At 66.8% G+C, this 23,578-nt stretch carries 22 protein-coding genes and 1 tRNA gene; 12 read left to right on the top strand and 11 right to left on the bottom strand.

The window, feature by feature from the left end; genetic code table 11:
- The first annotated feature begins 139 nt into the window (after nucleotides 1-139).
- The 6 genes from BoBH3_RS07345 to BoBH3_RS07320 all read left to right on the top strand — a co-directional run bounded on the left by BoBH3_RS07345 (nucleotide 140) and on the right by BoBH3_RS07320 (nucleotide 7,759).
- Nucleotides 140-1,711, top strand: a complete 1,572-nt coding sequence (locus BoBH3_RS07345; RefSeq protein ID WP_262330110.1) for an ABC transporter substrate-binding protein — start codon at nucleotides 140-142, stop codon at nucleotides 1,709-1,711.
- A gap of 165 nt (nucleotides 1,712-1,876) precedes the next feature.
- Nucleotides 1,877-2,854, top strand: coding sequence for an ABC transporter permease (locus BoBH3_RS07340; protein WP_262330109.1), 978 nt, complete (start codon nucleotides 1,877-1,879; stop codon nucleotides 2,852-2,854).
- 154 nt (nucleotides 2,855-3,008) lie between these two features.
- Nucleotides 3,009-3,845 (top strand): ABC transporter permease, encoded by an 837-nt coding sequence (locus BoBH3_RS07335; RefSeq protein WP_262330108.1) that lies wholly within the window; start codon nucleotides 3,009-3,011, stop codon nucleotides 3,843-3,845.
- Nucleotides 3,842-5,449 (top strand): ABC transporter ATP-binding protein, encoded by a 1,608-nt coding sequence (locus BoBH3_RS07330; RefSeq protein WP_262330107.1) that lies wholly within the window; start codon nucleotides 3,842-3,844, stop codon nucleotides 5,447-5,449. The genes BoBH3_RS07335 and BoBH3_RS07330 overlap by 4 nt, the downstream gene beginning before the upstream one ends.
- A 136-nt stretch (nucleotides 5,450-5,585) precedes the next feature.
- Nucleotides 5,586-6,875 (top strand): ArgE/DapE family deacylase, encoded by a 1,290-nt coding sequence (locus BoBH3_RS07325; protein ID WP_262330106.1) that lies wholly within the window; start codon nucleotides 5,586-5,588, stop codon nucleotides 6,873-6,875.
- A complete protein-coding gene (locus BoBH3_RS07320) occupies nucleotides 6,872-7,759 on the top strand; it encodes a DMT family transporter (protein ID WP_262330105.1) in 888 nt (295 codons plus the stop codon). Before BoBH3_RS07325 ends, BoBH3_RS07320 begins: the two co-directional genes overlap by 4 nt.
- Before the next feature lie 28 nt (nucleotides 7,760-7,787).
- Here BoBH3_RS07320 and BoBH3_RS07315 read toward each other — a convergent pair whose 3' ends face one another.
- Genes BoBH3_RS07315 through BoBH3_RS07300 form a run of 4 tightly spaced genes read right to left on the bottom strand, consistent with a single transcriptional unit; the run spans nucleotide 7,788 to nucleotide 11,955 of the window.
- Nucleotides 7,788-8,537, bottom strand: a complete 750-nt coding sequence (locus BoBH3_RS07315; RefSeq protein WP_262330104.1) for an SDR family NAD(P)-dependent oxidoreductase — start codon at nucleotides 8,535-8,537, stop codon at nucleotides 7,788-7,790.
- Nucleotides 8,537-9,826: an ABC transporter substrate-binding protein gene (locus tag BoBH3_RS07310; RefSeq protein WP_262330103.1), complete on the bottom strand. Its 1,290-nt coding sequence runs from the start codon at nucleotides 9,824-9,826 to the stop codon at nucleotides 8,537-8,539. Before BoBH3_RS07310 ends, BoBH3_RS07315 begins: the two co-directional genes overlap by 1 nt.
- 58 nt (nucleotides 9,827-9,884) lie before the next feature.
- A complete protein-coding gene (locus tag BoBH3_RS07305) occupies nucleotides 9,885-11,189 on the bottom strand; it encodes an ABC transporter substrate-binding protein (protein WP_262330102.1) in 1,305 nt (434 codons plus the stop codon).
- Nucleotides 11,161-11,955, bottom strand: coding sequence for a FadR/GntR family transcriptional regulator (locus BoBH3_RS07300; protein ID WP_262330101.1), 795 nt, complete (start codon nucleotides 11,953-11,955; stop codon nucleotides 11,161-11,163). Before BoBH3_RS07300 ends, BoBH3_RS07305 begins: the two co-directional genes overlap by 29 nt.
- A 123-nt stretch (nucleotides 11,956-12,078) precedes the next feature.
- Here BoBH3_RS07300 and BoBH3_RS07295 point away from each other — a divergent pair, with 123 nt between their 5' ends.
- The 5 genes from BoBH3_RS07295 to BoBH3_RS07275 are packed head-to-tail and all read left to right on the top strand — an operon-like array spanning nucleotide 12,079 to nucleotide 16,120.
- Nucleotides 12,079-13,203 (top strand): mandelate racemase/muconate lactonizing enzyme family protein, encoded by a 1,125-nt coding sequence (locus BoBH3_RS07295; protein WP_262330100.1) that lies wholly within the window; start codon nucleotides 12,079-12,081, stop codon nucleotides 13,201-13,203.
- A complete protein-coding gene (locus BoBH3_RS07290) occupies nucleotides 13,203-14,075 on the top strand; it encodes a carbohydrate ABC transporter permease (RefSeq protein WP_262330099.1) in 873 nt (290 codons plus the stop codon). The genes BoBH3_RS07295 and BoBH3_RS07290 overlap by 1 nt, the downstream gene beginning before the upstream one ends.
- Nucleotides 14,068-14,895, top strand: coding sequence for a carbohydrate ABC transporter permease (locus BoBH3_RS07285; protein ID WP_262330098.1), 828 nt, complete (start codon nucleotides 14,068-14,070; stop codon nucleotides 14,893-14,895). Before BoBH3_RS07290 ends, BoBH3_RS07285 begins: the two co-directional genes overlap by 8 nt.
- Nucleotides 14,896-14,900: 5 nt before the next feature.
- Nucleotides 14,901-15,785, top strand: coding sequence for a DUF6772 family protein (locus BoBH3_RS07280; protein ID WP_262330097.1), 885 nt, complete (start codon nucleotides 14,901-14,903; stop codon nucleotides 15,783-15,785).
- A complete protein-coding gene (locus BoBH3_RS07275; protein ID WP_262330096.1) occupies nucleotides 15,785-16,120 on the top strand; it encodes a hypothetical protein in 336 nt (111 codons plus the stop codon). The genes BoBH3_RS07280 and BoBH3_RS07275 overlap by 1 nt, the downstream gene beginning before the upstream one ends.
- 104 nt (nucleotides 16,121-16,224) lie before the next feature.
- Here the strand turns inward: BoBH3_RS07275 and BoBH3_RS07270 are convergent, their stop codons facing one another.
- The 6 genes from BoBH3_RS07270 to dctP form a co-directional block, all read right to left on the bottom strand.
- Nucleotides 16,225-18,120, bottom strand: a complete 1,896-nt coding sequence (locus tag BoBH3_RS07270; protein ID WP_262330095.1) for a bifunctional sugar phosphate isomerase/epimerase/4-hydroxyphenylpyruvate dioxygenase family protein — start codon at nucleotides 18,118-18,120, stop codon at nucleotides 16,225-16,227.
- Nucleotides 18,117-18,962, bottom strand: coding sequence for a shikimate dehydrogenase family protein (locus BoBH3_RS07265; protein ID WP_262330094.1), 846 nt, complete (start codon nucleotides 18,960-18,962; stop codon nucleotides 18,117-18,119). Before BoBH3_RS07265 ends, BoBH3_RS07270 begins: the two co-directional genes overlap by 4 nt.
- A gap of 88 nt (nucleotides 18,963-19,050) precedes the next feature.
- The gene (locus tag BoBH3_RS07260; protein ID WP_262330093.1) at nucleotides 19,051-19,488 is read right to left on the bottom strand and encodes a type II 3-dehydroquinate dehydratase; all 438 of its coding nucleotides are present in this window, start codon (nucleotides 19,486-19,488) and stop codon (nucleotides 19,051-19,053) included.
- A gap of 37 nt (nucleotides 19,489-19,525) precedes the next feature.
- Nucleotides 19,526-20,821: a TRAP transporter large permease gene (locus BoBH3_RS07255; RefSeq protein WP_262330092.1), complete on the bottom strand. Its 1,296-nt coding sequence runs from the start codon at nucleotides 20,819-20,821 to the stop codon at nucleotides 19,526-19,528.
- Complete coding sequence (locus BoBH3_RS07250) at nucleotides 20,818-21,336, bottom strand: TRAP transporter small permease (protein ID WP_262330091.1); 519 nt, start codon at nucleotides 21,334-21,336, stop codon at nucleotides 20,818-20,820. Before BoBH3_RS07250 ends, BoBH3_RS07255 begins: the two co-directional genes overlap by 4 nt.
- Nucleotides 21,337-21,424: 88 nt before the next feature.
- Nucleotides 21,425-22,414 carry a TRAP transporter substrate-binding protein DctP gene (gene dctP, locus BoBH3_RS07245; RefSeq protein WP_262330090.1) on the bottom strand — a complete coding sequence of 330 codons (990 nt, stop codon included), beginning with the start codon at nucleotides 22,412-22,414 and terminating at the stop codon, nucleotides 21,425-21,427.
- A 196-nt stretch (nucleotides 22,415-22,610) separates the two neighbouring features.
- Here dctP and BoBH3_RS07240 point away from each other — a divergent pair, with 196 nt between their 5' ends.
- Nucleotides 22,611-23,288: a GntR family transcriptional regulator gene (locus BoBH3_RS07240; protein WP_262330089.1), complete on the top strand. Its 678-nt coding sequence runs from the start codon at nucleotides 22,611-22,613 to the stop codon at nucleotides 23,286-23,288.
- 133 nt (nucleotides 23,289-23,421) lie between these two features.
- Here BoBH3_RS07240 and BoBH3_RS07235 read toward each other — a convergent pair.
- Nucleotides 23,422-23,496, bottom strand: a tRNA-Thr gene (locus tag BoBH3_RS07235).
- Nucleotides 23,497-23,578: the final 82 nt, after the last annotated feature.

Here is a 23,578-nt window from a genome sequence, read left to right as displayed (position 1 = left end):
GCGGCGCTTTCCTTTTCTGGCGCGGAGCTTGCTAACGCCCCTGTCGAGCTTGCCAATCGCCGCGCGATCGGGTGCGATGGCGCCCGATCGATCCACGCGATGCGATGGACGACGCGACAAGAAACAGGGGATAGGCACGATGACGGGTCATGTGACAGGTTTTCGGTTCGGTCTGGCGCTTGCGGTATCGCTGCTGGCGCTGGGTACAGCGCAGGCGCAGGCGCCCAAGCAGGGCGGAACCGTCCATGTCGTCGTGCAGCCCGAGCCGCCGATGCTGATGCAGGGCCTCAACCAGAACGGCCCGACCAACATGGTCGCCGGCAACATCTACGAGTCGCTGCTGCGCTATGACGAGAAGCTGCAGCCCGTCCCCTCGCTGGCCAAGAGCTGGGAGATTTCGCCGGACGCCAAGACCTACACCTTCAAGCTGCAGGAAGGCGTGAAATGGCATGACGGCAAGCCCTTCGGCGCCGACGATGTCGTCTTCTCCCTCGATAAGTTCCTGCGCGAGGTCCATCCGCGCTGGCGGCCGATCGCCAACGCCCAGGTCGAGAAGATCGAGAAGGTCGACGATCTGACCGTCAGGATCACGCTGAAGCAGCCTTTCGGCCCGCTCATCCTGTCGCAGGAGGTCGCCGGCGCGCCGATGATCCCCAAGCACATCTATGACGGCACGGATTATCGCGCCAACCCGGCCAATAACACCCCGATCGGCACCGGCCCGTTCAAGCTCAAGGAGTGGAAGAAGGGCTCCTATATCCACCTCGTGAAGAACGAGGATTATTGGCAGAAGGGCAAGCCGAACCTCGCCGAGGTCTACTGGCAGATCATTCCGGACGCAGCCGCCCGCGCCGTTGCCTATGAAACGGGCAAGGTCGACGTGCTGACCGGCGGCTCGGTCGACGTCTACGACGTGCAGCGTCTCTCCAAGCTGCCGAACACCTGCGTCACCACCAAGGGCTGGGAGATGTTCGCCCCGCATGCCTGGCTGACCCCGAACATCGCCAGGGGCGGCCCGCTCGCCAACAAGCAGTTCCGTCAGGCCATGATGTTCGCGATCGACCGCGAATTCGGCAAGGACGTGGTCTGGGCCGGCCTGGGCAAGATCCCGACCGGGCCGATCTCCTCGAAGACGAAGTTCTATTCGGCCGACGTGCCGAAATACACCTACGATCCCGCCAAGGCGAAGGAGCTGGTCAAGGCCTCCGGCTACAAGGGCGAGCCGCTGAAGATCCTGGCGCTGCCCTATGGCGAGACCTGGAGCCGCTGGGCCGAGGCGATCAAGCAGAACTTCGCCGATGTCGGCATCAACGTCTCGATCGAGACCACCGACGTTCCGGGCTGGACGCAGAAGGCCTCGAATGGCGATTTCGACCTGACCTTCAACTATCTCTACCAGCTCGGCGACCCGGCGACGGGCGTGGCGCGCAACTACATCTCGACCAACATCGTGAAGGGCAATCCCTTCGGCAACCAGGGCGCCTATGTGAACCCGGAAGTCGACAAGCTCTTTGCCGATGCGGCCATCGCGCCGACGGACGCCGCCCGGCAGGAGCTGTACACGAAGGTGCAGAAGATTCTCGCCGACGAGGTGCCGGTGCTCTGGCAGCTCGAGATGGACTTCCCGACCATCTATCGCTGCAACGTCAAGAACCTCGTCTCCACCGCCATCGGCGTGAACGACGGCTTCAAGGACGCCTGGAAGGATTGAGGACAGCGTCGCGCGCAAAAGAAGCGCGCGACGGCTTCCCCGTCATGGTTGGGCTCGTTCCGGCCATCCACGTCTTCGCTTGCCGAATGCGGGTTTCAAGGAGTGGATGCTCGCCACGAGGGCGAGCATGACGGCTTGAGCCTCGTCATTGCGGATTGGGTCTGAATGAACCTTCTCACCTTCCTGGGCAGCCGGCTGGCCAAGGGCGTGCTGACGCTCCTGGCCATCGCCGTCCTGAATTTCTTCCTGATCCGCGCTGCGCCGGGTGACCCGGCGCAGGTGCTGGCCGGCGAGGCGGGCGCGGCCGACGAGGTGCTGCTGCAGCAATTGCGCGAGCGCTTCGGGCTGAACGAGCCACTGACCACCCAGCTCTGGATCTATATCAAGGGCTATCTCACCTTCGATCTCGGCTTCAGCTATCGCCAGCAGCAGCCGGTGCTGAGCCTGATCCTTGATCGTCTCCCCGCGACGCTGCTGCTGACGGGCGCGGCCTTCCTCGTCTCGCTGATCGTCGGCACGGCGATGGGCGCGCTCGCGGCGCGGCGGGCCGGGAAATGGTCGGACAGCGTCATCACCACGCTGGCGCTCGCCTTCTACGCCACACCGCTGTTCTGGATCGCGCTGATGAGCCAGATCGTCTTCGCGCTGAAGCTCGGCCTCGTGCCGAATGTCGGCTACGAGACCATCGGCGCGCATTACGGCGTCCTCGGCCGCGCGCTCGACATCGGCCATCACCTCATCCTGCCGGCGCTGACGCTCGGCCTGTTCTTCACCGCGCTCTATGCACGGATGATGCGCGCCTCGATGCTGGAGATCGCGGGCGCTGATTTCGTCAAGACGGCCCGCGCCAAGGGTGTCTCGCCATCCAAGGTCTGGCGCCGGCATGTCGCCCGCAACGCCATCCTGCCCGTGGTGACTCTGGCGGGCCTGCAGGCGGGGCAGCTCGTGGGCGGCGCGGTGCTGACCGAGACCGTCTTCGCCTGGCCCGGCATCGGCCGGCTGATGTTCGATGCGCTGGTCCAGCGCGATTATTCCGTGCTGCTCGGCGTCTTCTTCATCTCCTCGGCGATGGTCGTCGGCTTCAATATCATCACCGATCTGGTCTACCGGATCGCCGATCCGCGCATCGAGGCGAGCGCATGAAGGTCCATCGCCTATCCAAATCGAGCCCTCATCCTGAGGAGCCGCGTCAGCGGCGTCTCGAAGGATGCTTCAGGAGGCTCTGGAAGCAACTGGACCATCCTTCGAGACGCGCCTGCGGCGCTCCTCAGGATGAGGGCTGTGGGGAAAACGCTGCATGAACTTCCTCAAGCGCTTCCTCCGCAATCGCGGCGCCGTCATCGGCATCGTCATCCTGCTCGCCGTCGTCGCCTTCGCGATCCTGGCCCCGACGCTCTATCCGCAATCGCCGTGGCGGCCGGTCTACCGGCCGTTCCAGGCGCCTTTCGTGATGGAGCGCTTCCCGCTCGGCACGGACACGCTCGGTCGCAATCTCGCGGCGGGCATGGTCCATGGCGCGCGCGTTTCGCTGATGATCGGCATCGTCTCGACGCTGGTGGCGCTGGTGATCGGCGTGCCGCTCGGCGCAGTCGCGGGCTATGCCGGCGGCTTCGTCGACGATGCTCTGATGCGCTTCACCGAGTTCTTCCAGACCATTCCCTCCTTCGCGCTCGCCATCGTGCTGGTGGCGATCCTGCAGCCGCAGCTCGGCTCGATTGTGCTGGCCATCGGCGTCGTGAGTTGGCCGCCGGTGGCGCGGCTCGTGCGCGGCGAGGTGCTCTCGCTCAAGACGCGCGAATATGTGCAGGCCGCGGTCACGATCGGCCAGTCCACGCCACGCATCATCTTCAGCCAGGTGCTGCCGAACACCATCGCGCCGATCATCGTCATGGGCTCGCTGATGATCGGCTCGGCGATCCTGCTCGAATCCTCGCTCTCCTTCCTTGGCCTCGGCGATCCCAACCTGATGAGCTGGGGCTACATGGTCGGCGCCGGCCGCACGCGCCTGCTCGATGCCTGGTGGATCTCCTTCTTCCCGGGCCTTGCGATCTTTCTCACCGTGCTCGCGCTGAACCTCGCCGGCGAGGGACTGAACGACGCGCTCAATCCCCGCCTCGCCAGGGGGCGCGAATGACCGCGCCCGCTCTTGCAATCGAGGGGCTGACCCTGGCGCTGCCGGCGATGGCAGACCGGGCGAATGCTGTGGAGAGCGTCACGCTTTCCATAGCGCCGGGCGAGACGCTTTGCGTCGTCGGCGAGTCCGGCTCGGGCAAGTCGATGATCGCCCATGCCGTGATGGGGTTGCTCCCCAAGGCGGTGAAGCCGGTGGCCGGCGCGATCAAGCTCGCCGGGCGCGACCTGCTCAGCCTCGACGAGGCCGCGATGCAGGATGTGCGCGGCCGCGAGATCGGCATGATCTTCCAGGAGCCGATGACTTCGCTCAACCCAGTCATGCGCATCTCCGACCAGATCGTCGAAACCTTCGAGGCCCACGGTCTGCACGACAAGGCGACGCGCCGGGCGCGCGCCATCGAGCTCTTGACCGAGGTCGGCCTGCCCGACCCGCCGCGTCTCGCCCGCGCCTACCCGCATGAACTCTCGGGCGGCCAACGCCAGCGCGTGATGATCGCGATGGCGCTCGCGCTGGAGCCGAAGCTCCTGATTGCGGACGAGCCCACCACGGCGCTCGACGTCACGACGCAGGCGCAGATCCTCAAGCTCATCGACAACCTGCGCCACCGCCATGGCACGGCGGTGCTCTTCATCACGCATGACATGGGCGTCGTCGCCGAGATCGCCGACCGCATCGCCGTGCTGGAGAAGGGCATTCTCGTCGAGGAAGGCACGGCCGATCAGGTGCTGGGTTCTCCGCAGCATTCCTATACGCAGAAGCTGCTCGCCGCCGTGCCCTCCCTGACGCCGCCGGAGCGTTCGCCGCTGCCGGAGACGGCGCCGGTCATCAGCGTCGAGGGCCTCGGCAAGACCTATCGCAAGCGCTCCCTCTTCGGCGTGGCCCGCGAAGTGAAGGCGGCCGACGAAATCTCCTTCTCGTTGATGCGCGGGGAGACGCTCGGCCTCGTCGGTGAATCGGGCTCCGGCAAGTCGACGGTCGGGCGCTGCTGCCTGCGGCTGATCGAGCCCGACCGTGGCCGCATCGCGCTCGGTGACCTCGTTCTATCGGAGCTGAAACCCGCCGAACTGCGCGAACAGCGCAAGCGCATCCAGATGGTTTTCCAGGACCCGTTCGCTTCGCTCAACCCGCGCCAGACGGTCGGCCGCATCATCTCGGACGGGCCGGTCGCCCACGGCATGCCGCGCAAGGAGGCGCTGGCGAAGGCGCGCGAGCTGCTGGAGCTGGTCGGCCTCTCCGCCAATGCCATAGACCGCTATCCGCACGAGTTCTCCGGCGGCCAGCGCCAGCGTGTCGGCATCGCCCGCGCGCTCGCTCTCGAACCGGATGTGCTGGTGGCGGACGAGGCCGTCTCGGCGCTCGACGTTTCGGTCCAGGCGCAGATCCTGAAGCTGATCAAGGACATCCAGAAGCGGCTCGGCCTCGCCATCCTCTTCGTCACCCACGACCTGCGCGTCGCCGCGCAGATCTGCGACCGCATCGCCGTGATGCAGCGCGGCCGCATCGTCGAGAGCGGCCCGACCGCGGCGCTCTTCGCCGCCCCGCAGCACGCGTATACCCGGCAGTTGCTTGCGGCTGTGCCGGGCGGCGGGCGCTTCGGGCACTAATGGCGCGGAGCGCACTCCGCGTCATGGTCGGGCTTGTCCCGGCCATCCACGTCTTTCCCTTCATCCATGTCGCAAGACGTGGATGCTCGGCACAAGGCCGAGCATGACGGCTCTGGCCTAAAAGGAGTTCCTGCCCATGCCTCTCGATCCCGCCCTTCGCGACAAGATCCTCGCCTCCGTCGAGGAGGGCTTCGCCGAGCAGGTCGCCTTCACGCAGGAGCTCATCCGCTTCCCCTCGCTGCGGGCCGAAGAGCACGCCTGCCAGGACTTCGTTTTCCGGGCCATGACCGAGCGCGGCTTCACCATCGATCGCTTCAAGATGGACGAGGCCGCCATCGCCGCCCATCCGGGCGGGGCGCCGTTCTCCGAATTCCATTCGCAGGCGCCGATCGTCGTCGGCATCCACCATCCGCGCGAGGAGAAGGGCCGCTCGCTCATCCTGCAGGCCCATGTCGATGTGGTGCCGGCCGGGCCGCTCGACCAGTGGAAGCATGCTCCCTTCGACCCCGTCATCGAGGGAGACTGGATGTATGGCCGCGGCAGCGCCGACATGAAGGCCGGCGCCGGCGCCAATTTCTATGCGCTCGACGCCCTGAAGCGCATCGGCCTGCAGCCGGCCGCGACCGTCTATCTGGAATCGGTCGTAGAGGAGGAATCGACCGGCAACGGCGCGCTGATGACGCATCTGCGCGGATACCGCGCCGATGCCGCGCTGATCCCGGAGCCCGAATACGAGATGCTCGCCCGCGCCAATGCGGGCGTGCTCTGGTTCCAGTTCGAGGTGCGCGGCATCCCCGCCCATGTGCGCGAGATGGGCATCGGCGCCAACGCCATCGACGCGGCCTATCGCGTCGTCGCGGCCCTGAGGAAGCTGGAAGAAGAGTTCAACGTCGAGAAAGCCGGCCGCGAGCATTTCGAGAACGAGCCGCATCCGATCAACCTAAACATCGGCAAGATCGAGGGCGGCGACTGGGCCTCCTCCGTGCCGTGCTGGTGCAAGGTGGATTGTCGCGTCGGCCTCTATCCGGGCGTCACCGCCAAGGAGATCGCGCAGCGTATCGAGGACTGCATCCGCGCCGCCGCGCGCGCCGATTCCTTCCTCGCCAACAACCCGCCGAAGGTGACGTTCAACGGCTTCTGGGCCGAGGGCTATGTGCTGGAGCCCGGCAGCGAGGCCGAGGCCGTGCTCGCCCGCGCCCATGAGTCGGCGCTGGGCAAGCCGCTCAAGAGCTTCACGACGGTAGCGTATCTCGATACCCGCGTGCATGCGCTCTACGACAAGATTCCGGCGCTCTGCTACGGGCCGATGGGCGAGAACATCCACGCCTTCGACGAGCGTGTCAGCCTCGCCTCGGTCAAGCGCATCACCGGCGCGATGGCGCTGTTCATCGCCGAATGGTGCGGCGTCGAAAGCATTTCCGCTTGAGCCAGATTCCTCCGGGGCGGGCCGTCCTGCTCGTCCCGCTGCTGGGCCTGCTCTGGGGCTTCAACTGGCCGGCGGTCCGGATCTCGCTGACGGAGATCGCGCCCTGGACGCTGCGTGCCTCGGGCATGGGTTTCGCCGGGCTCGTGCTCGTCGTCGTGGCGCTGGCGCGCGGCGTGCCGCTCGCCGTGCCGCGCGGGCAATGGCCGCGCCTGCTGCTGGCCGGCTTCCTCTCGGTCGCGGCCTTCAACGTGCTGCTCGCCTTCGCGCAGCTTGCGGCGCCGACCTCGCGCGCCGCGATCCTGACCTTCACCATGCCGATCTGGGCGACGCTGCTCGCCCGCCCCATCCTCGGCGAGGCCTTCGACGGCAGGCGGCTGGCGGGGCTTGGACTCGGCATCGCCGGCCTCGTCTGCCTCGGCCTGCCGCTGATCATGGCGGGGCAGCTCTCGCTGGGCCTGCTGTTTGCTTTGATCGCGGCGTGGAGCTGGGCGCTCGGCACCATGGTGACGAAGCGCTGGCCGGTCGCCGCACCGGCGCTGACCATCGCTGCCTGGCAATTGCTGATCGGCGGCGCAGCGGCCGGCATCGGCATGCTGGTCTTCGAGGGGCTGCCGGTGCCGAAGCTGCTCTCGCCGCATGTCGCGGCGGCGCTGTCCTTCCATATCGTCGGCGCGCAGGCGCTGGCCTATTTCCTCTGGTTCGTCGTCGTCTCGCGGCTGCCGGCCGGCATCGCCAGCCTCGGCACGCTGATGGTGCCGGCGGTCGGCGTGCTCGGCTCGGTGCTGCTCCTCGGCGAGCGGCCGACACCGACCGATTGGCTCGGCCTCGCGCTGGTCGTCGCCGCCTCGGGCGCGATCATGGTCCCAGCGCGGGGCAAGGGCTGAGGGCAGGGCGGGGCGGGAACTGCGACCGTCAGAGCCGCATCCCGCCATCCACCGCGATCCCGGCGCCGTTGATGTAGCTTCCGGCCGGCGAGCAGAGCAGCACCGCCATTCCCGCGCAGTCCTCGGGGCTGCCGATCCGGCCGAGCGGGATGCGCGCCAGAGCCTGCTCTTCGCGGCCCGGCTGGGCGAGGATCGCGCGGTTGCGATCCGTGCGGATCGCGCCGGGCTGGATCACGTTGAAGGTGATGTCCGGCGCCTGCGTGGTGCGCGCCAGGTTCAGGATCATGCTCGTCTGCGCCGCCTTGGTGGCTGCGTAATACAGGCAATCGGCATTGGGCCGTCGCTCCTGCACGGAGCCGATCGCGATGACGCGGCCGAAGCCGCGGCTCTGCATGCCGGGCAGGAAGGCTTTCAGAAGCCGCGCCGTCGCATGCAGGTTGACCTCGCTTTGCAGCGCCAGCGCCTCGTCGCTCAGTTCCTGCACCGTCTGGCGGATTTCGGCCGAGGCGCAGAGCACGAGGATATCCGGTTCGACCGCAAGCCGGACCAGCTCGGCAGCCATTCGGGCAACGGCGCCGGGCTCAGCCAGATCGGCGATCAGTGGCATCGCGCGCCCGTTTCCGCTGCCGAGCTGGTCTGCTGCAGCGACGGCCGCTTCGTCCCGGTCATGGATCAGGAGGCGCGCGCCCGCCTCGGCAAAGGCGGTTGCGATGGCCAGGCCGATGCCGCGCGCCGCGCCGGTGACCAGCGCGACGCGTCCCGAAAGCGCGCCTGCCATCAGCCGAGCAGCGGCTTCACGCGCGCTGTCGCGTCGTCCATCGCCTGCTGCGCCGGCTTGCGGCCGAGCACGGCGGCCTGCGTCTCCTCGATGAAGATGTCGTGGGCGCGGGCCTGTTCGTCGAAGGCCGGCAGGTGGATGCGCGAGGCCTTGAGCGCGGCCGCCTCGTCAGCCGCGTACGGCATCGCCGCCTTCAGCTTCTCGTCGGCATAGGTCGAAAGCCGCGTCGGGCCGTTGCCGTTCAGCGCCATCGCGGTTGTGCCGGCCTTTGAGGAGAGGGCGCGGATGAACTCCCAGCTCAGCGGCTTCTGCTTCGCGTTCTTCGGGATCATCAGCGACCAGAATTCGACCGTCGGCGCGAAGGCCACCTTGCCGGCGAGATCGGCGGACATCGGCGGCAGCAGCGACTTGAAGCGCCCGCCATACTTGCCTTTCGACGGGTCGTTATAGGTGACGAGCCGCGCGAAGGGGTTGATCGTCATCGCCGCCCGGCCCTGCTGCATCCAGGTCGTGATCTCTTCGTTGTTCACCGTCGCGAAGTTCCGCGGCAGCACCCCGGCCTTGTAGAAATCCGCGAGCAGCGTGAGCGCCTTCACCATCGGCGGCTCGGCTGCGACGATCTTGCCGTCGGTCGTCATGTAGTCGCCGCCGAGGCAGCGGGCGAGGGTCAGGAAGTTCGAGGCGAAGACGGCGGTGAAGGCGAGGCCGTAGACCTGCGTGCCGTCGTCGCGCTTGAAGGTCAGCTTGCGGGCGAGCTCGATCAACTCCTCGAAGCTCATCGGCAGCTTGGTGACGCCCCGCTCTTCGAGCAGCGCCTCATTGTAGATCAGCGCATTTGTCGCATGGCGCACCGGGATGCCGCGCAGTGCGCCATCGGCGTTGAGAGGCGCGAGCAAGCCCGGCGCGAAATCGTCGAAGGCCTCGATCGGCGCCTGCTTCATCAGGGCGTCGAGCGGTTCAAAGAGCTGCAGGTTGCGCGGCACCGCCCGGCCGTTGACGAGATAGGCGACGTCGATCGAGGTCTCGGACAGCGAGGCCTCGCGCAGCAGGCGTTCATGCACGGCGTTGACGTCGCCGAAGGTCACCCAGTTCACATCGGCGCCGCTCGCCTTGCGGAAGCCCTCGGTCGCGTCGCCGCCAGGACCGGTGGTCGCAGCAGTTTGGTGGACGCGGTGGCCGAGCGCGGTCAGCGTCTTCGCCTGGGCGAAGGCGCTTGCCGGAAGAAGCGCCGAGGCGGCCGTCGCGCCGGCAAGCGCGCCGAAACGGCGGCGCGAAATCTGAAACGTCATGGCTATCCTCCCGGATATGGTTCCGGCGCTGTTCCCGCGCCGTGTTCTGCTTGTTCGTTCAGGCCGGCAGCAGCGGCTGCACGCGCTTGACCAGCGCCGCCATCGCCTCCTCGGGCGTCTTCATGCCGAGGACGGCAGCCTCCGCCTCCTCCTTGAAGAGATCGCCGGCGCGGGCCGCCTCGTCGAAGGCCGGCAGCGGCACCCGCGCGACCTTCAGCACCTTCAGCTCCTCGGAGGCATAGGGCACGGAGTCGGCGAAGCTCTGGTCGGCATAGGTCGAGGCGCGCACCGGCCCGTTGCCGTTGAGCGCGGCCTTGAGCGTCGCCTCCTTCGAGGCCATCGCCTTGATGAAGCTCCAGGACAGGTCCTTGCGCTTGGCGTTCTTCGGGATGACCATGCCCCAGAATTCAACCTTGGCTGGCGCCGCGTCGTACTTGCCGGCGAGCGTCTTCGAGGCCGGCACGGCGATGGTTTTGATCTTGCCGGAGAATTTCGACTTCTGCGGGTCGTTGTAGATGCGGTTGCGGCCCATGCTCTGCAGGCTCATCGCCGCGCGGCCCTGCTGCATCCAGACATTGACGTCCTCCGGCGAGAGCGTCGCGAAATTGCGCGGGAAGGCGTTGGCCTGGAAGAGCTCGCGCAGCGTCCGGATCGCGTTCAGCATCGCCGGCTGGTCGGCGGCGCATTTGAAGTCGGGCGTGATGAACTCGCCGTCCCAGGCGCGGGCGAGGTCGATCACGTTCGGATAGGTCACGCCGGGTGTGCACAGCCCGACGACCTGCGTGCCGTCGGCGCGCCGATAGCTGCAGGCCTTGGCGATCTCGATCATTTCCTCGATCGTCGCCGGCGGCTTGGAGAAGCCCTTCTCGGCCAGGATCTCTTCATTGTAGTGCAGGCCTGAGGAGGCATGGCGGAAGGGCACTGCGAGCTGCTTGCCGCCGATGTGCATGCCCTTCATCAGGCCGGGGAAGATGTCGGAGACGTCCTCGACCGGGTCCTTCTTCAGGTATTCGTCGAGCGGCTCGAACAGCGTCGCGGCGCGCGGCACGACCTGCGTGTTGACGACGAAGCCGACATCGACGGAGGTTTCGCCGAGGCTCGCCTCGCGGAAGAGGCGCTCCTGCAGCGGCCCGGTGTCGAAGGTCGTCCATTGAACGGTGACGCCGTTCTTCTGCGCCCAGTCCTTGGTGATGTCTCCGCCTTGCGCGCCCGTCGCGACCGTCTGCATGACGCGATGGGTGAAGACGTTGAGCGGCCCGCCCTGCTGCTGCGCGCGGCCGGGCGTGGCGCCCAGCGCGGCGAAGCTCAGGCCGATGATGCCGGCGCCGAACTGCCTACGGTCTAGACCCGTCCTCTCGGTCATGGTTGCTGTCCTCCCTGTGGTTCGCGAGCTCCGCGATGGCGGCTTCTGCCGCTTCGAAATGTTGGCTCATGGCCGCCGAGGCCGCGCCGGCATCGCCGGCGCGGATTGCCTCGACGACGCGCTGGTGGCGCTCGAATGTGCGGCGCCAGTCCTGCGGGCCGCGCGCTTCGCGCGAATTGAAGATCTCCATCACCTCGCGGATCACGGGCCGCAGGCCACGAATCTGGAAGTCGAGCAGGCGATTGCCGGAAGAGGCGGCAACGGCTTCGTGGAAATCGAGATCGGCTTCGATCCAGAGCGGAACATTGCCAAGCGCATCCTCCATCCGGGCAAGGATCAGGTCGAGCTTCTCGATGTCGCTGTCGCTCCGGCGATGCGCGGCATGGGCGGCGATCGGCGGCTCGAGGATGCGGCGCAGCTCCACCGCCTCTGTCAGTCCGTTTTGGCGCCCGCGCACGGCGAAGCGGTAGAAGCGGTCGAGCGGCGCGGCATCGAGTGCCTGCACGCGCGTTGGCTTGCCCTGCTGGATATGCACGACGCCCATCGCTGCGAGCTGGCGGATGGCCTCGCGCGCAATCGGCTTGCTGACACCGAAGGAGGCGGCAATGCGCGACTCCGATGGCAGGGAGTCGCCTGGCTTTAGCCGCCCGTCATGGATCGCCGCCGTGAGGCGCTGGATGACGGCGTCGCCGAGGCGCATCGGCACGACATCGCCCCCTGAGAAGAGGTCGTCGTCATCGGACAGGGACTGCGCAGCGTCGCTCATTCATCGTCTCCGGCTGCATCATTGACAGATGCCTCGTTCCTTGGCAACTGTTCAACCTATCAGATAAGTAGATGCCCAACGCGGCATCGACATCAATGCAATGTCCTGGGGAGGACGCGCCGCATGTCGGCAAATCGCATCACCAGGGTCGAGGTGCATCCGCTCCGGGCGACCCTGCCCAAGGTCCAGCGCACCTCGCAGGGCGACTATCCCGCCATCGAGCTCGTCGTCGTCGAGGTCGAGACGGAGGGCGATACTATCGGCTTTGGCGAGGGGCTGTGCCGGCGCGGCGCGGCCGGCTATGCCCGCTTCATCGAGGATGCGCTGGTGCCGCGGCTCCTGGGGCGGGATGCGGCCGACCGGCGCGCGCTCTGGAAAGCGATGCGCGCCGCACTCTCGGGCCGTCCGGGCGGGCAGGTGGTCGAGGCCATCGCCGCGGTCGACATCGCGCTCTGGGACATTGCCGGGAAACAGGCGGGGCTGCCGATCCACAAGCTGCTCGGCGGCATGGGGCGCACGGAACTGGCAGCCTATGCCTCTTCGATCAACTGGCTCGACGATGCGACGGTCGAAGCCGAGGTCGCGGCAGCCCTGAAGGCCGGCTTCCGCGAGATCAAGGTCAAGCTCGGGCATCCGCTCCGGGACGCGGTGGCGCGGGCGAAGCTCATCCGCCGGCTCGCGGGCGACGATATCGCGCTCTATGTCGATGCGAACTGGGCCTATGACGTCGACGACGCCATGATCGTCGGCCGGGCGCTGGCCGATCTCGGCTACGGCTTCTTCGAGGAGCCGATCGCCCCGCATGACCGCGAGGGTTATCGCCGGCTCGCCCAGCATCTGCCGATCCGGCTCGCCGCCGGCGAGAGCGACTTCGTCGCCGGCGAGGCGCTGACCATGCTGCAGGACCGCTCGCTGGGCCTGATCCAGCCCGACGTGACGCGCTCGGGTGGCATCACCGAGACCTGGCGCATCGCCGAACTCGCCGCCGCCTTCAACACGGCCTACGCGCCGCATGTCGGCTGGTCCGGCGCGATCTGCGTCGCCGCCAGCCTTCAGTTGGCCGCGGCGGCCGAGAGCTTCCGCACCTTCGAGTGCATGGTCTACGAGAACCCGCTGCGCGACGCCTTCACGCACCCGGTCGTCGGCGAAGGCTCGCAGCTCGTCGATGGCAGGCTCGTGGTGCCGCAAGGGCCTGGCCTCGGGGTCGAGATCGACCGCGCGGCGCTGAAGCGCTTCCGGATCGCGTGATGTCGGCCCGCACCCCTCTTTCGGCCATCGCACTGGTCACGCCGGTGCAGCTGATGATCGGCTGCATCATCTTCCTACCGGCGCTCTATGTGTTCTGGCTGAGCCTCAACCAGTCCTCCTTCGGCCAGCAGGCCGTCTTCGTGGGGCTCGCCAACTACGCCAAGGTGCTCGCCGACCCCTATTTCTGGAAGGCGCTGCTCAACACGGTGATCGTCGTCGCCGTGGTCGTGCATGTCGAATTGCTGATCGGGCTGGGCATGGCGCTGTTCTTCGCCGCCGGCGTGCCGTTCCGGCCGCTGCTGCTGGCCATCGTGCTCGCGCCCTATGCCGTCAGCGAGGTCTCGGCGGTGGTGATGTGGCGCTTCCTGTTCGAGCCGGAGGTCGGCATGATGAGCCGGCTGCTGGCCTCGTTCGGCCTGCCGCCGATCGAATGGGCGGTGAACCCGAGCCACGGGCTCGCCATGGTCAGCCTGCTCTCGATCTGGCTGCACCTTCCGTTCAGCTTCGTGATCCTCTACGCCGCGCGGCTGTCGATCCCGACCGACCTCTACGAGGCGGCCGCCATCGATGGCGCCTCGCCCTGGACGGCCTTCCGGCGCGTGACCCTGCCGCTCCTGATGCCGGCGCTGCTGATCGCCGCGCTGTTTCGCTACATCTTCGCCTTCCGCCTCTTCTCCGAGGTCTGGCTGATGACCGGCGGCGGCCCGGCGCGCACCACCGAGGTTCTGGCCGTCTATCTCTATCTCGAGGCCTTCCGCTACAACGCTTTCGGCCCGGCCGCCGCTACTGGCTGGCTGATGGTGCTCGCCTCCCTCGTGCTCGCGCTGTTCTACCTGCGCCGGCTCTATAGGGAGATGTTCGCCCGTGGCTAAGTTCGCGCGTTATCTCCTCAAACTCGTCGGCGTCCTGGCGATCGTCGCCTGGTCGCTGCTGCCGATCGGCCTGATCGCGATGTCCTCCTTCAAGGCGGACCGCGACATTTTCTCGACGGGCGGCGCTTTCGCCTTCATGCCGACGCTGGCGAATTACGAAGCGCTCTGGAACCGCTGGGGCGATTTCTTCTTCGGACTCTGGAACAGCTTTCTGGTGACGGTCGGCGCGACGGTGCTGGCCGTCGGCGTCTCGCTGCTGGCCGGCTTTGCCTATTCGCGCTTCGCTTCGCGGGGGCTTCAGGCCTCGGCCTTCTTCCTGATCTTCATCCGGCTGATCCCGCCGATCGTCATCACGCTGCCGCTCTTCCCGGTGGTGAACTGGCTCGGCCTCAACGACACGCATGTCATCCTGATCGTGCTCTACGCCACCTTCTTCGTCTCGCTGGGCACGGTGGTGATGCGCACCTTCATCGACCAGATCCCGCGCGAAATGGACGAGGCGGCGATGATGGACGGCGCCTCGCGGCTGCAGATCATCACGCGCATCATCCTGCCGATGGCGGCGCAGGGCATGCTGGCCGTCTCGGTCTTCGTTATCGTCTATGCCTGGAACGAGTTCCTCTTCGCCTTCATCTTCACGACCACCAAGGCCAAGACCGCGCCGCTGGTGATCTCCGAGATGATCGGCGCCGTGGAAGGCGTCGAATGGGGCGTGCTCTTCGCCGCTTCCACCGTGCAGCTCGTGCCGGTGCTCGCCTTCGTCATCCTCATGCAGAAGCATCTCGTGGCCGGGCTGACCGCCGGCTCGGTGAAGGGGTAATCGCCATGACTCAGCTCGACGATCTGCGCCGTGCGCTCCGCGAGAGCGACCCGCAACTCAGCCGCTTCGACCCCCAGCCGCGCATCATCTGCCTCGACGACTTCGATCGCGGCATGTGCGGCTGGACGCAGCTCGTCGGCAATTACGAGGACAGTCTCGACGCGATGCTGCCGGGCTATGCGCAGCACAGCCACGCCATGCTCTCGACGCTGCCGAACTGGGACTTCGGCTCGCATGGCGGCGTCGACGGCTCCTACGCGCTCAAGATCGCAACGCGAGCGAGGAAGGGCGCGCAGAACGTCGCGATCAAGCGGCTGACCTTCCGCAAGCCCGGCCCTATCCGGCTCGAGGCCTATTTCACCTTCAAGCCGGAGGCCACGGACCTTGCGCTTTCCGAGACGGATATCCGGTCCTTCGGCTTCCTCTACGATCTCCAGATCGGCGATACCTCGGGGCCGGGCGACCGCGTCATGCCGCATCTGCGCTTTCTCAACGCGCAGGACGGAAAGCACATCCAGAAATGGCAGTTCAAGCGCAGGACGACGCCGATCAAACCGATCGGAACCGCTGGCAAGACCATCACGCACTACCACCTGTCGCCCGACGATTGGGAGGATCTGCCCGGCGGCGAGCAGCGGCTCTGCTACAACGAGATCCCGACCAAGGTGAACTGGCACTATCTGCGCTTCGACTTCGACCTCGCGGCGATGCAGGCGACCAGATTCCAGGTGAACGACCGCGTCTTCGCGATGGAGGGCTTCGACTGCATCCGCATCCCCGCGATGAAGAACCTGTGGTGCATGCTGAACCTCGCCTTCTTCGCCGAGACGGACACCGACAAGCGCGCCTTCGCCTATCTCGATTCCGTCTGCCTGTCGGGAGATTTCTGATGCTGCCCGAGAACCTCACCGCCATCGTCGCCCGCAACGAGAGCTGGACCGGCGAGAGCGCCACGGAGCCCTATGAGGCCGGCTGGGCGAAGGAGGCGATCGTCTTCGTCCGCGCCCTGAAGCAGCCGAAGGGGACTCTTCCCAAGGCCCGCATCGAGATTTCGGCCGACGGCATGCACTGGTGCCCGGAAGGCTCCGAATTCGCGCTGCCGGCGGCGAAGGACGCGGTGACCTTCCAGCGCCTCGCCCATTTCGGCAATTTCGTGCGGGTGGCCGCCACGCTGCCTACGGGGGCCGAAATCACCGTGCTGGTGACGCTTCACATGAAGGCGTGAGGGCGTCGCGGCTTGGCCCGCGCGTCCTGAAGTTCACTCCTGGACCGGCTTGGCCAACCAGTGGCGCGCGCCAGACCATGGCGAACGTCGCCTGCAACCACGGTTCAACCCGCGGAAGGGACCGTGATCGGACGCGCCAGCCGGGCCTGCGCCGCCAGCCGGATGCCGGCATTGGCGGCGCCGTAGCCGCGATAGCCGTCGCGCTGGACGATCTCGAAGAACAGCCCGCCGTCGAGCGTCTGCGTATAGGCCTGGCGGAAGCTGCCGACGGCGTCGCTGTCGTAGAGGATGTTCAGGGACTTCAGAGTAGCGAGTTCGTCGCTGCCGAGGTCCGAGCGCGCTTCCAGGTCGTCATAGTAGTTCTCGGGGATCGTCAGCATCGCGACGCCGTTCCGGGCGAACTGCGCGACCGTCGCCGCAATGTCGTCGGTCTGGAACGCGATGTGCTGCACGCCGGACCCGAAGAAGTCCGTGACGAAGCGCGCAGAGAGCGTGCGGTGGCTCTGCGAGCCGTTCAGGATCAGCCGAAGCCCCGCGCCACCCGCGAGCCCGCTCTCGATCACCTGGCTCTGGACCACGCCGCCGGGGTCCAGCACGGCCTGGGTCGGTGTCTTCGCCGTCTCGAAGAGCGAGGAGTAGAAGAGCAGCCAGGTCAGCATCTCCTCGTACTGCATCGTCTGCGAGACATGGTCGACGCGGGTCAGGCCGGCCCCGCCGCCGGCTTCTCCTGTCGGCTGGAAGTCCACCTCGGCCCAGCGCCCCAATGCCGATCCTCGGTCCAGGAAGTAGAGCAGGCTGCCGCCGAGGCCGCGCACCGCCGGGATGTCGAGTTCTCCAGGACCCACGGCGCCTTCATAGGGCACGTCGAGCAGGGCGGCGGCCCGCTGAGTCGCAGCCCGCGCATCGGGCACCCGCAGCGCCAATGCGCAGACCGAGGTGCCATGCGTGATCTGGTAGCTGCGGGCGAAGGAATCCGTCTCGCTGTTGAGCACGATGCGGATGTCGCCCTGGCTCCAGAGGTCGACGTCCTTCGAGCGATGGCTGCCCGTCCGGGCGAAACCCAGCGCGCGCATCAGCGCCTCGAAGCCGGGCCGCTCCGCCTCCGAGACGGCGAACTCGATGAACTCGACGGTCTCGACCGGCGCCGGCGGCGGCATCGGCACCGCGCCGGGAACCGGCCGCCCGAGCTTGCGGGCCGTCTCGTCGAGCAGCCAGATCAGAGAGCGATGCCCGTCGAGAGCGACGGAGCGCGCCGAGCCGGCGCGGAAGCGGTCGTTGAAGATCTCGAGCGAGAGCACGCCGTCATAGCCGGTGGTGGCCAGCGCCTGCATGAAGGCGGAGAGGTCGAGATCGCCCTGTCCCGGCAGGCAGCGCCAGTGCCGGCTCCATGAGAGATGGTCCATCTGCAGCCAAGGCGCATCGGCCATCTGCACCATGGCGATCTTCTCGCGCGGGATCGTCCCGATGGTCGCGAGGTCCAGGCCCCGCGACAGGATGTGAAAGGAATCCAGCACGATGCCGACATTGTCGCGGCCGACCCGGCGCACGATCTCCCAGGCATCGCGGTAGTCGTAGACATGTCGGCCCCAGGCGAGGGCCTCGAAGCCGACGCGCATGCCGCGCCGCGCCGCGCGTTCGCCGAGCTCGGCGAAATCCCCCGCCAGCCGGTCGATGCCGGACAAGGCTTCGGGCGAGACGCTCGAGCAGACGAACAGCAGGTCGCTGCCGAGCTCCTGCAGCAGGTCGAATTTGCGCTCGGCCCTGTCGAAGGTCCGCTGGCGGCGCGCGTCGGGCATGCCCTCGAAATCGCGGAAGGGCTGGCAGGTGACGATGGCGAGGCCGAGATCGGCGCAGATGCCCCGCACCTCTTCCGGCGAGCCGGGAAAGGCGAGCAGGTCGTTCTCGAAGATCTCGACGGCGGTGAAGCCGGCGGCGGCGATCGCCTCCAGCTTCTCCCGCAGCGTGCCCGAGACGCAGACCGTGGCGATGGAGGGGATCATGCCGGAACCTCGCTGGATAGGCGCGCGACGGCCCTCAGATCGTCCGGCGTGGTCGAGGGCAGGCCGAAGAATTCGAGATAGGCCGGAATCTGCTCGAACAGCATGTCGGTGCCGACCTGGATCGCGCAACCCCGCGCGCGCGCCGCGGCGAGGAAGGGCGTAATCTCCTGCGCCATCACCACCTCGCCGACGAAGCTTCCGGGCGAGAGGCGCTCCATGTCGAGCGGCAGAGGGTCTCCGGGCTTCATGCCGAGCGGCGTGGCATTGACGACGATGTCATAGCCGGCAGGGTCGTTCGAGCCGGTGCGCAGCGAGAGCGCGGGATAGTGCTGCCGCAGGCGCCCGGCCAGCGCCTCGGAGGCATGCGGGGTCAGGTCGAACAGGGCGATCTCGCCGGCCCCCGCCTTCGCCAGCGAGGCCGCTATCGCCGAGCCCACGCCGCCCGAGCCGACGACCAGCGCTTTGCGGCCCGCGACGGGCCTGCCCTTGCGCAGCACCCCGCGCACGAAGCCTTCGCCGTCGAACATGTCGCCGGTCAACGTGCCGTCCGGCTCGCGGCGAACCGCGTTGCAGGCCCCGGCGATGGCGGCGGTCGGCAGAACGAGGTCGACGAGCCCGGTCGTGGTCACCTTATGGGGCATGGTGATCAGCGCGCCATGGGCGTTGGAAAGCCGAAAGAAGAGCGGCAGGAAGGCCGGGTAATCCTCGGCACGGCAGCCCATCGGAACGACCACGGCATCGATCCCTTCTCGCTCGAAGAAGGGATTGTAGATCATCGGCGCCTTGAAGCTCTCGGTGGGATAACCGAGATGGCCGATCAGTCTGGTCGTACCGCGGATCATGGCGAAGTCGTTCTCTCACGGTCTGTGGCCGGGCCGGACCCGGCGTGAAGCGCTGGCGGAAGCAGGCCGCCGGCCTGTCCCCTCCGTCTTAGCCGCGCCCTTTCAGCTCGATAGCGGCGCGTACCGCCACGGCGTAGCCCTGCGCGCCGAGCCCGGCGATGACGGCGGTCGCCGCCAGCGAGACATAGGATTTGTGGTAGTGCTGCTCGCGGCGATGGATGTTCGAGATGTGCAGCTCGATGATCGGGCCGGGAAACATCTTGAGCGCATCGAGGATGGCGATCGAGGTGAAGGAATAGGCAGCCGGGTTGATGACGATCGCGTCGCCCCGGTCGATCGCCTCGTGGATCCAGTCGACGATCTCGTATTCGCGATTGCTCTGGCGGAATTCCAGCGCGTGGCCGGCGGCGGCCTCCCGGCAGATCTCCTCGACCTGGGACAGGGTGGTGCTGCCGTAGATCTGCGGCTCGCGGGTGCCCAGCCGGTTCAGATTCGGGCCGTTCAGGACGTAGATGGGCTTGGGCATCGGTTCACCTGTCGTTGGATCACGCCGGCCAGCCGCCTCAGCCTTGATAGCCCATCAGTCGGGGCAGCCAGAGCACGAGTTCCGGGAAGAGGGTGATCGCCGCGAGCGCGACCAGCATCGCGCCAAGGAAGGGCATGCATTCGCGCACGATTTCGCGCAGCGGCACCTCGGCGATGTTCGTCATGATGAAAAGCAGCAGCCCGTAGGGCGGTGTGATCAGCCCCATCATGATGTTCACGACGACCACCACGCCGAAATGCACCATGTCGATGCCGAGCGCCTTCGCGGTCGGGATCAGCACCGGCACCACGATCAGCAGGATGGTCGTGCCTTCGAGCAGGCAGCCGAGGATCAGCAGCAGCAGGTTGACCAGCAGCAGAAAGCCGAGCGGCGAAAGGTCGAAGCCGGCGAGAAAGCCCTTCAGGGTTTCGGGGATGTTCTCGATGGTGACGACGTAGTTGAAGACCAGCGCGCCGGCGATGAGCATCCCGATCGAGACAGTGGTGCGGGCGCTGTAGGCGAGGGAGGTGTAAAGCGCCGGCAGGGTCACGCTGCGGTAGAGCAGCGCCGAGACCAGCAACGCATAGGCGGCCGCGACGGCGGCGGCCTCGGTCGGCGTGGTCGCGCCGCCATAGATGCCGCCGAGCAGCACGACCGGCATCATCAGCGCCGGAAAGGCGCGCCAGGTGATGCGCGGCAGTTCGCGCAGCGGGATCGGCGGCTCGACCGGGAAGTTCCGCTTCCTCGCCGCCCAGGCGACCATCAGCATCTGCGCCAGCGCCATCAGTAGGCCGGGGATGACACCGCCCAGGAAGAGGAAGCCGATCGAGGCATCGGAGACCAGCGCGTAGATCACCATCGGGATCGAGGGCGGGATGATCGGCCCGATCACCGAGGAGACGGCCGTCAGCGCGGCGGCGAAGGCGGGCGGGTACTTGCCGTCCTTCGTCATCATCGCCTGCATCATCCTGCCCGTGCCGGCCGCGTCGGCGATGGCCGAGCCCGACATGCCGGCGAAGATCACGCTCTGAACGATGTTGACCTGTGCCAGCCCGCCGCGAAAGCGCCCGACCAGCGCGTCGCAGAAGCGCAGCAGCCGCTCGGTCATGCTGCCGATGTTCATCAGCTCGGCGGCAAGAATGAACAGCGGCACCGCCAGGATGACGTAGTTGGTGTACATGCCGTTGAGCAGCTGCTCGGCGGCGATGCTGAGATCCTGCCCTGCCATCAGCAGGTAGAGGATCGAACCTGCGATCATGGCGTGGCCGATAGGAAGGCCGAACAGCGACAGCGCGACGATGGCGAGGATGGCGAGTGAGAAGGGCGTCGTCATACGCCGGAGCCTGCCTTGGTGGGGTCGAACTCCTCCGGCGCCTTCCCGCGCAGCGCGCTGAAGCCGAGCCAGAGATAGCGGGCGATCGCGGCGACGGCGAAGGCCAGATAGATCGAGTAGACCCAGTTGAACGGGATCTTCAGATAGGCCGTGCGCTCGACCTTCATGAAGGAGACGTAGTCGACCATCGCTGGCAGCGAGATGGTGTAGAGCACGACGAGCACGGCCGCGGTCACCAGCGACATGGTCCGGCGCAGCCGCGGGCCGACGGCGCCATAGATGATGTCGAAGCGGATTTCCTCAGTCTCGCGTGTGACGAAGGCCGCGCCGAACAGCACCATCCAGAGCCAGAGCAGCACGCTGATCTCATGCGTCCAGCCGATCGGGAAATTGAGCAGGTAGCGAAAGATGATCTGGACGATGAAGACGGCGAACATCGCGCCGAGCATCAGGACCAGTAGGTTTTCAGCCCGCCTTGCGAGCCAGCCGCCGATCAGGCGTAGCCGTTCCCCCATCGCGCTCCCCTTTTTGCCTCTGTCGATGAGGGCGGCCGCTCACCCTGCCTTGTGGCATGGGACGAACGGCCCCCGTCGCAGGCGCCGCTCAGAGCGCGTTGATCTTGGCGACCATGCCTTGCGGCCAACTCTTGGCCAGGTCGGACGCCAGGTACTTCTTCTGCGCGAAGTCGCGGAAGGCGGCGAGGTCGGGCACGTAGACCTCGAGCCCCTGCTTCTTGAAGAAGTCGACGAGCTCCTTCTCCTTGTCGAGATGCGCCTTGGCGCTCCAGTCCATGGCCGCGTCGGCCGCGGCCTGGAAGGCGGCCTGCTTCTGCGGCGACATCGCCTTCCAGACGCGGTCGGTGACGCAGAGCAGGTCGAAGCCGACGAGATGCGAGGTCAGCACGATCTGCGACTGGACCTCGTAGAACTTCATGTTCTGGACGTTCGGCAGCGGGTTGTCCTGGCCGTCGATCGCGCCGCTCTGCAGCCCGGTATAAACCTCGGCATAGGCCATCGGGGTCGGGTTGGCGCCGATCGACTGGCCGAGGAACTGCCAGGCGTCGCCGCCCGGCATGCGCAGCTTGATGCCGGCCATGTCGGCAGGCGTCGTGATCTTCTTCTTGGGCTTCAGGCCCACTTGCCGGGCGCCGAAATAGGTCGGCCCGAGAATCTTGATGTTGAGCTTGTCCTCGGCGAGCTTCTTGAGGTCGCGGCCAACATCGCTGGCGAAGACCTTCTTCAGATGGTCGGCGTCGCGGAAGAGATAGGCCGAGGTCACGATCGACCATTCGGGGATCTGGTTGGAGATGTCCTGCGGCGCGATGTTCCCCATTTCGAGGTTGTTGCGCTGCATGGCGACCAGCTCGGTGCCCTGCTTGAACAGGTTGCCGCCGTAATAGGGCTGAAGCGTGAAGTCGTCTTTGATCGCTTCGCCGAAGCGCTTCATCATCTCGGCCCGGATGTCCTGCTCCGAGAACACCGCGGAGAAGCGCAGATTGGGCTTCGCCTGCGCCTGGGCGCCCGAGCCCATGCCCGCGGCGGCCAGGGCCGCGCTGCCGGCAATGAGACGACGCCTGTCGATCTGAATGGCCATGTGGAACCTCCCTGATGGCGAGTTATGGTCCCGCCTGCTGCGACACTATCGACATGCCGCAGATCTTTCGCAACAGGCATTTTCAATAATATATGAGATTATGGATTTTGAAGGCCGCATTGAACCTCGCCGCGGTTCCGCTATGGTCGGCGGGGCGCGGCCTTTTCCTGGCCTCGACGCAATTGGACGATCGGACATGCTGAAAGCGACGCCGCCCAGCGCCTCCGTTGGCGAAATGGCCTATCGGCGGATCAGGTCCGACATCATCTTCGGCAAGCTGGCGCCGGGGCAGAAGCTGAAGCTGGAGCTTCTGCGCGAGGCTTACGAGACGAGCGTCAGCACGCTGCGCGAACTGCTCAACCGCCTCGCCTCGGAAGGGCTCGTCGAGGCCGAAGGCCAGAAGGGCTTCATGGTCGCGCCGGTCTCCCCCGAGAATCTGCGGGAGATCGCCGCGATGCGGCTGCTGCTGGAAGGGCACGCGCTCGCGCAATCCTTCGAAGCAGGGGACATGGAGTGGGAAGGCCGGGTCGTCGCCGCCCATCACAAGCTGGCCCAGATGGAGCGGCGCATGCTCGACCAGGACAGGGCCGATCCCGAGCTCTGGAAGCGCTATGACTGGGAATTCCATCACGCGCTGATCTCGGCCTGCGGCTCCCGGGTGCTGCTGGAGACGCATGCCGCGATCTACGATAAATACCTGCGCTACCAGATGGTCGCGGTCGTCTTTCGCGGCGAGATCGCCGCGCGCGAGCATCAGATCCTGCTCGACTGCGCCCTCAATCGCGACATGGCGCGCGCCGAGCAGGTCCTGGCCGCCCATATCGACGGCTGCGTCGACGACACGCTCGCACGCAGCGCCCTCGAGGCATGCTGAGGTTCTATCGACCGGCTCGGCCGAGGAACGCTATCGGTTCGGGAGGGCTTGGTGAGGCCACCGCAAAGGCGGCATCGTGAGAGGCAAGCTGACGCTTTGCTTCTCGTTTCCGGGCCAGATCGAGGGGATGGGCTGGTGCTGCCAGGGAGGATTGAACTCCCGACCTCTCCCTTACCAAGGGAGTGCTCTACCACTGAGCTACGGCAGCAGGTTCGTCAGCCAACCCGCGACGGCTTGCCCTGAGGCATCGTTCGGCGCGGCTTCGTTGCGAAGCGGCGCCCTGATGACAC

This window comes from Allobosea sp. BH3 (assembly GCF_025499465.1).
Lineage (GTDB): Bacteria > Pseudomonadota > Alphaproteobacteria > Rhizobiales > Beijerinckiaceae > Allobosea.
Note: the sequence above shows the minus strand (reverse complement) of the source record. Positions and strands in the feature narration are given on the sequence as shown.

Bases quoted from the DNA above. Each gene is read 5' to 3' on its own strand.
- BoBH3_RS07345 (WP_262330110.1), top strand. From the start codon at position 140: ATGACGGGTCATGTGACAGGTTTTCGGTTCGGTCTGGCGCTTGCGGTA.
- BoBH3_RS07340 (WP_262330109.1), top strand. From the start codon at position 1,877: ATGAACCTTCTCACCTTCCTGGGCAGCCGGCTGGCCAAGGGCGTGCTG.
- BoBH3_RS07335 (WP_262330108.1), top strand. From the start codon at position 3,009: ATGAACTTCCTCAAGCGCTTCCTCCGCAATCGCGGCGCCGTCATCGGC.
- BoBH3_RS07330 (WP_262330107.1), top strand. From the start codon at position 3,842: ATGACCGCGCCCGCTCTTGCAATCGAGGGGCTGACCCTGGCGCTGCCG.
- BoBH3_RS07325 (WP_262330106.1), top strand. From the start codon at position 5,586: ATGCCTCTCGATCCCGCCCTTCGCGACAAGATCCTCGCCTCCGTCGAG.
- BoBH3_RS07315 (WP_262330104.1), bottom strand. From the start codon at position 8,537: ATGGCAGGCGCGCTTTCGGGACGCGTCGCGCTGGTCACCGGCGCGGCG.
- BoBH3_RS07310 (WP_262330103.1), bottom strand. From the start codon at position 9,826: ATGACGTTTCAGATTTCGCGCCGCCGTTTCGGCGCGCTTGCCGGCGCG.
- BoBH3_RS07305 (WP_262330102.1), bottom strand. From the start codon at position 11,189: ATGACCGAGAGGACGGGTCTAGACCGTAGGCAGTTCGGCGCCGGCATC.
- BoBH3_RS07300 (WP_262330101.1), bottom strand. From the start codon at position 11,955: ATGAGCGACGCTGCGCAGTCCCTGTCCGATGACGACGACCTCTTCTCA.
- BoBH3_RS07295 (WP_262330100.1), top strand. From the start codon at position 12,079: ATGTCGGCAAATCGCATCACCAGGGTCGAGGTGCATCCGCTCCGGGCG.
- BoBH3_RS07290 (WP_262330099.1), top strand. From the start codon at position 13,203: ATGTCGGCCCGCACCCCTCTTTCGGCCATCGCACTGGTCACGCCGGTG.
- BoBH3_RS07280 (WP_262330097.1), top strand. From the start codon at position 14,901: ATGACTCAGCTCGACGATCTGCGCCGTGCGCTCCGCGAGAGCGACCCG.
- BoBH3_RS07275 (WP_262330096.1), top strand. From the start codon at position 15,785: ATGCTGCCCGAGAACCTCACCGCCATCGTCGCCCGCAACGAGAGCTGG.
- BoBH3_RS07270 (WP_262330095.1), bottom strand. From the start codon at position 18,120: ATGATCCCCTCCATCGCCACGGTCTGCGTCTCGGGCACGCTGCGGGAG.
- BoBH3_RS07265 (WP_262330094.1), bottom strand. From the start codon at position 18,962: ATGATCCGCGGTACGACCAGACTGATCGGCCATCTCGGTTATCCCACC.
- BoBH3_RS07260 (WP_262330093.1), bottom strand. From the start codon at position 19,488: ATGCCCAAGCCCATCTACGTCCTGAACGGCCCGAATCTGAACCGGCTG.
- BoBH3_RS07255 (WP_262330092.1), bottom strand. From the start codon at position 20,821: ATGACGACGCCCTTCTCACTCGCCATCCTCGCCATCGTCGCGCTGTCG.
- BoBH3_RS07250 (WP_262330091.1), bottom strand. From the start codon at position 21,336: ATGGGGGAACGGCTACGCCTGATCGGCGGCTGGCTCGCAAGGCGGGCT.
- dctP (WP_262330090.1), bottom strand. From the start codon at position 22,414: ATGGCCATTCAGATCGACAGGCGTCGTCTCATTGCCGGCAGCGCGGCC.
- BoBH3_RS07240 (WP_262330089.1), top strand. From the start codon at position 22,611: ATGCTGAAAGCGACGCCGCCCAGCGCCTCCGTTGGCGAAATGGCCTAT.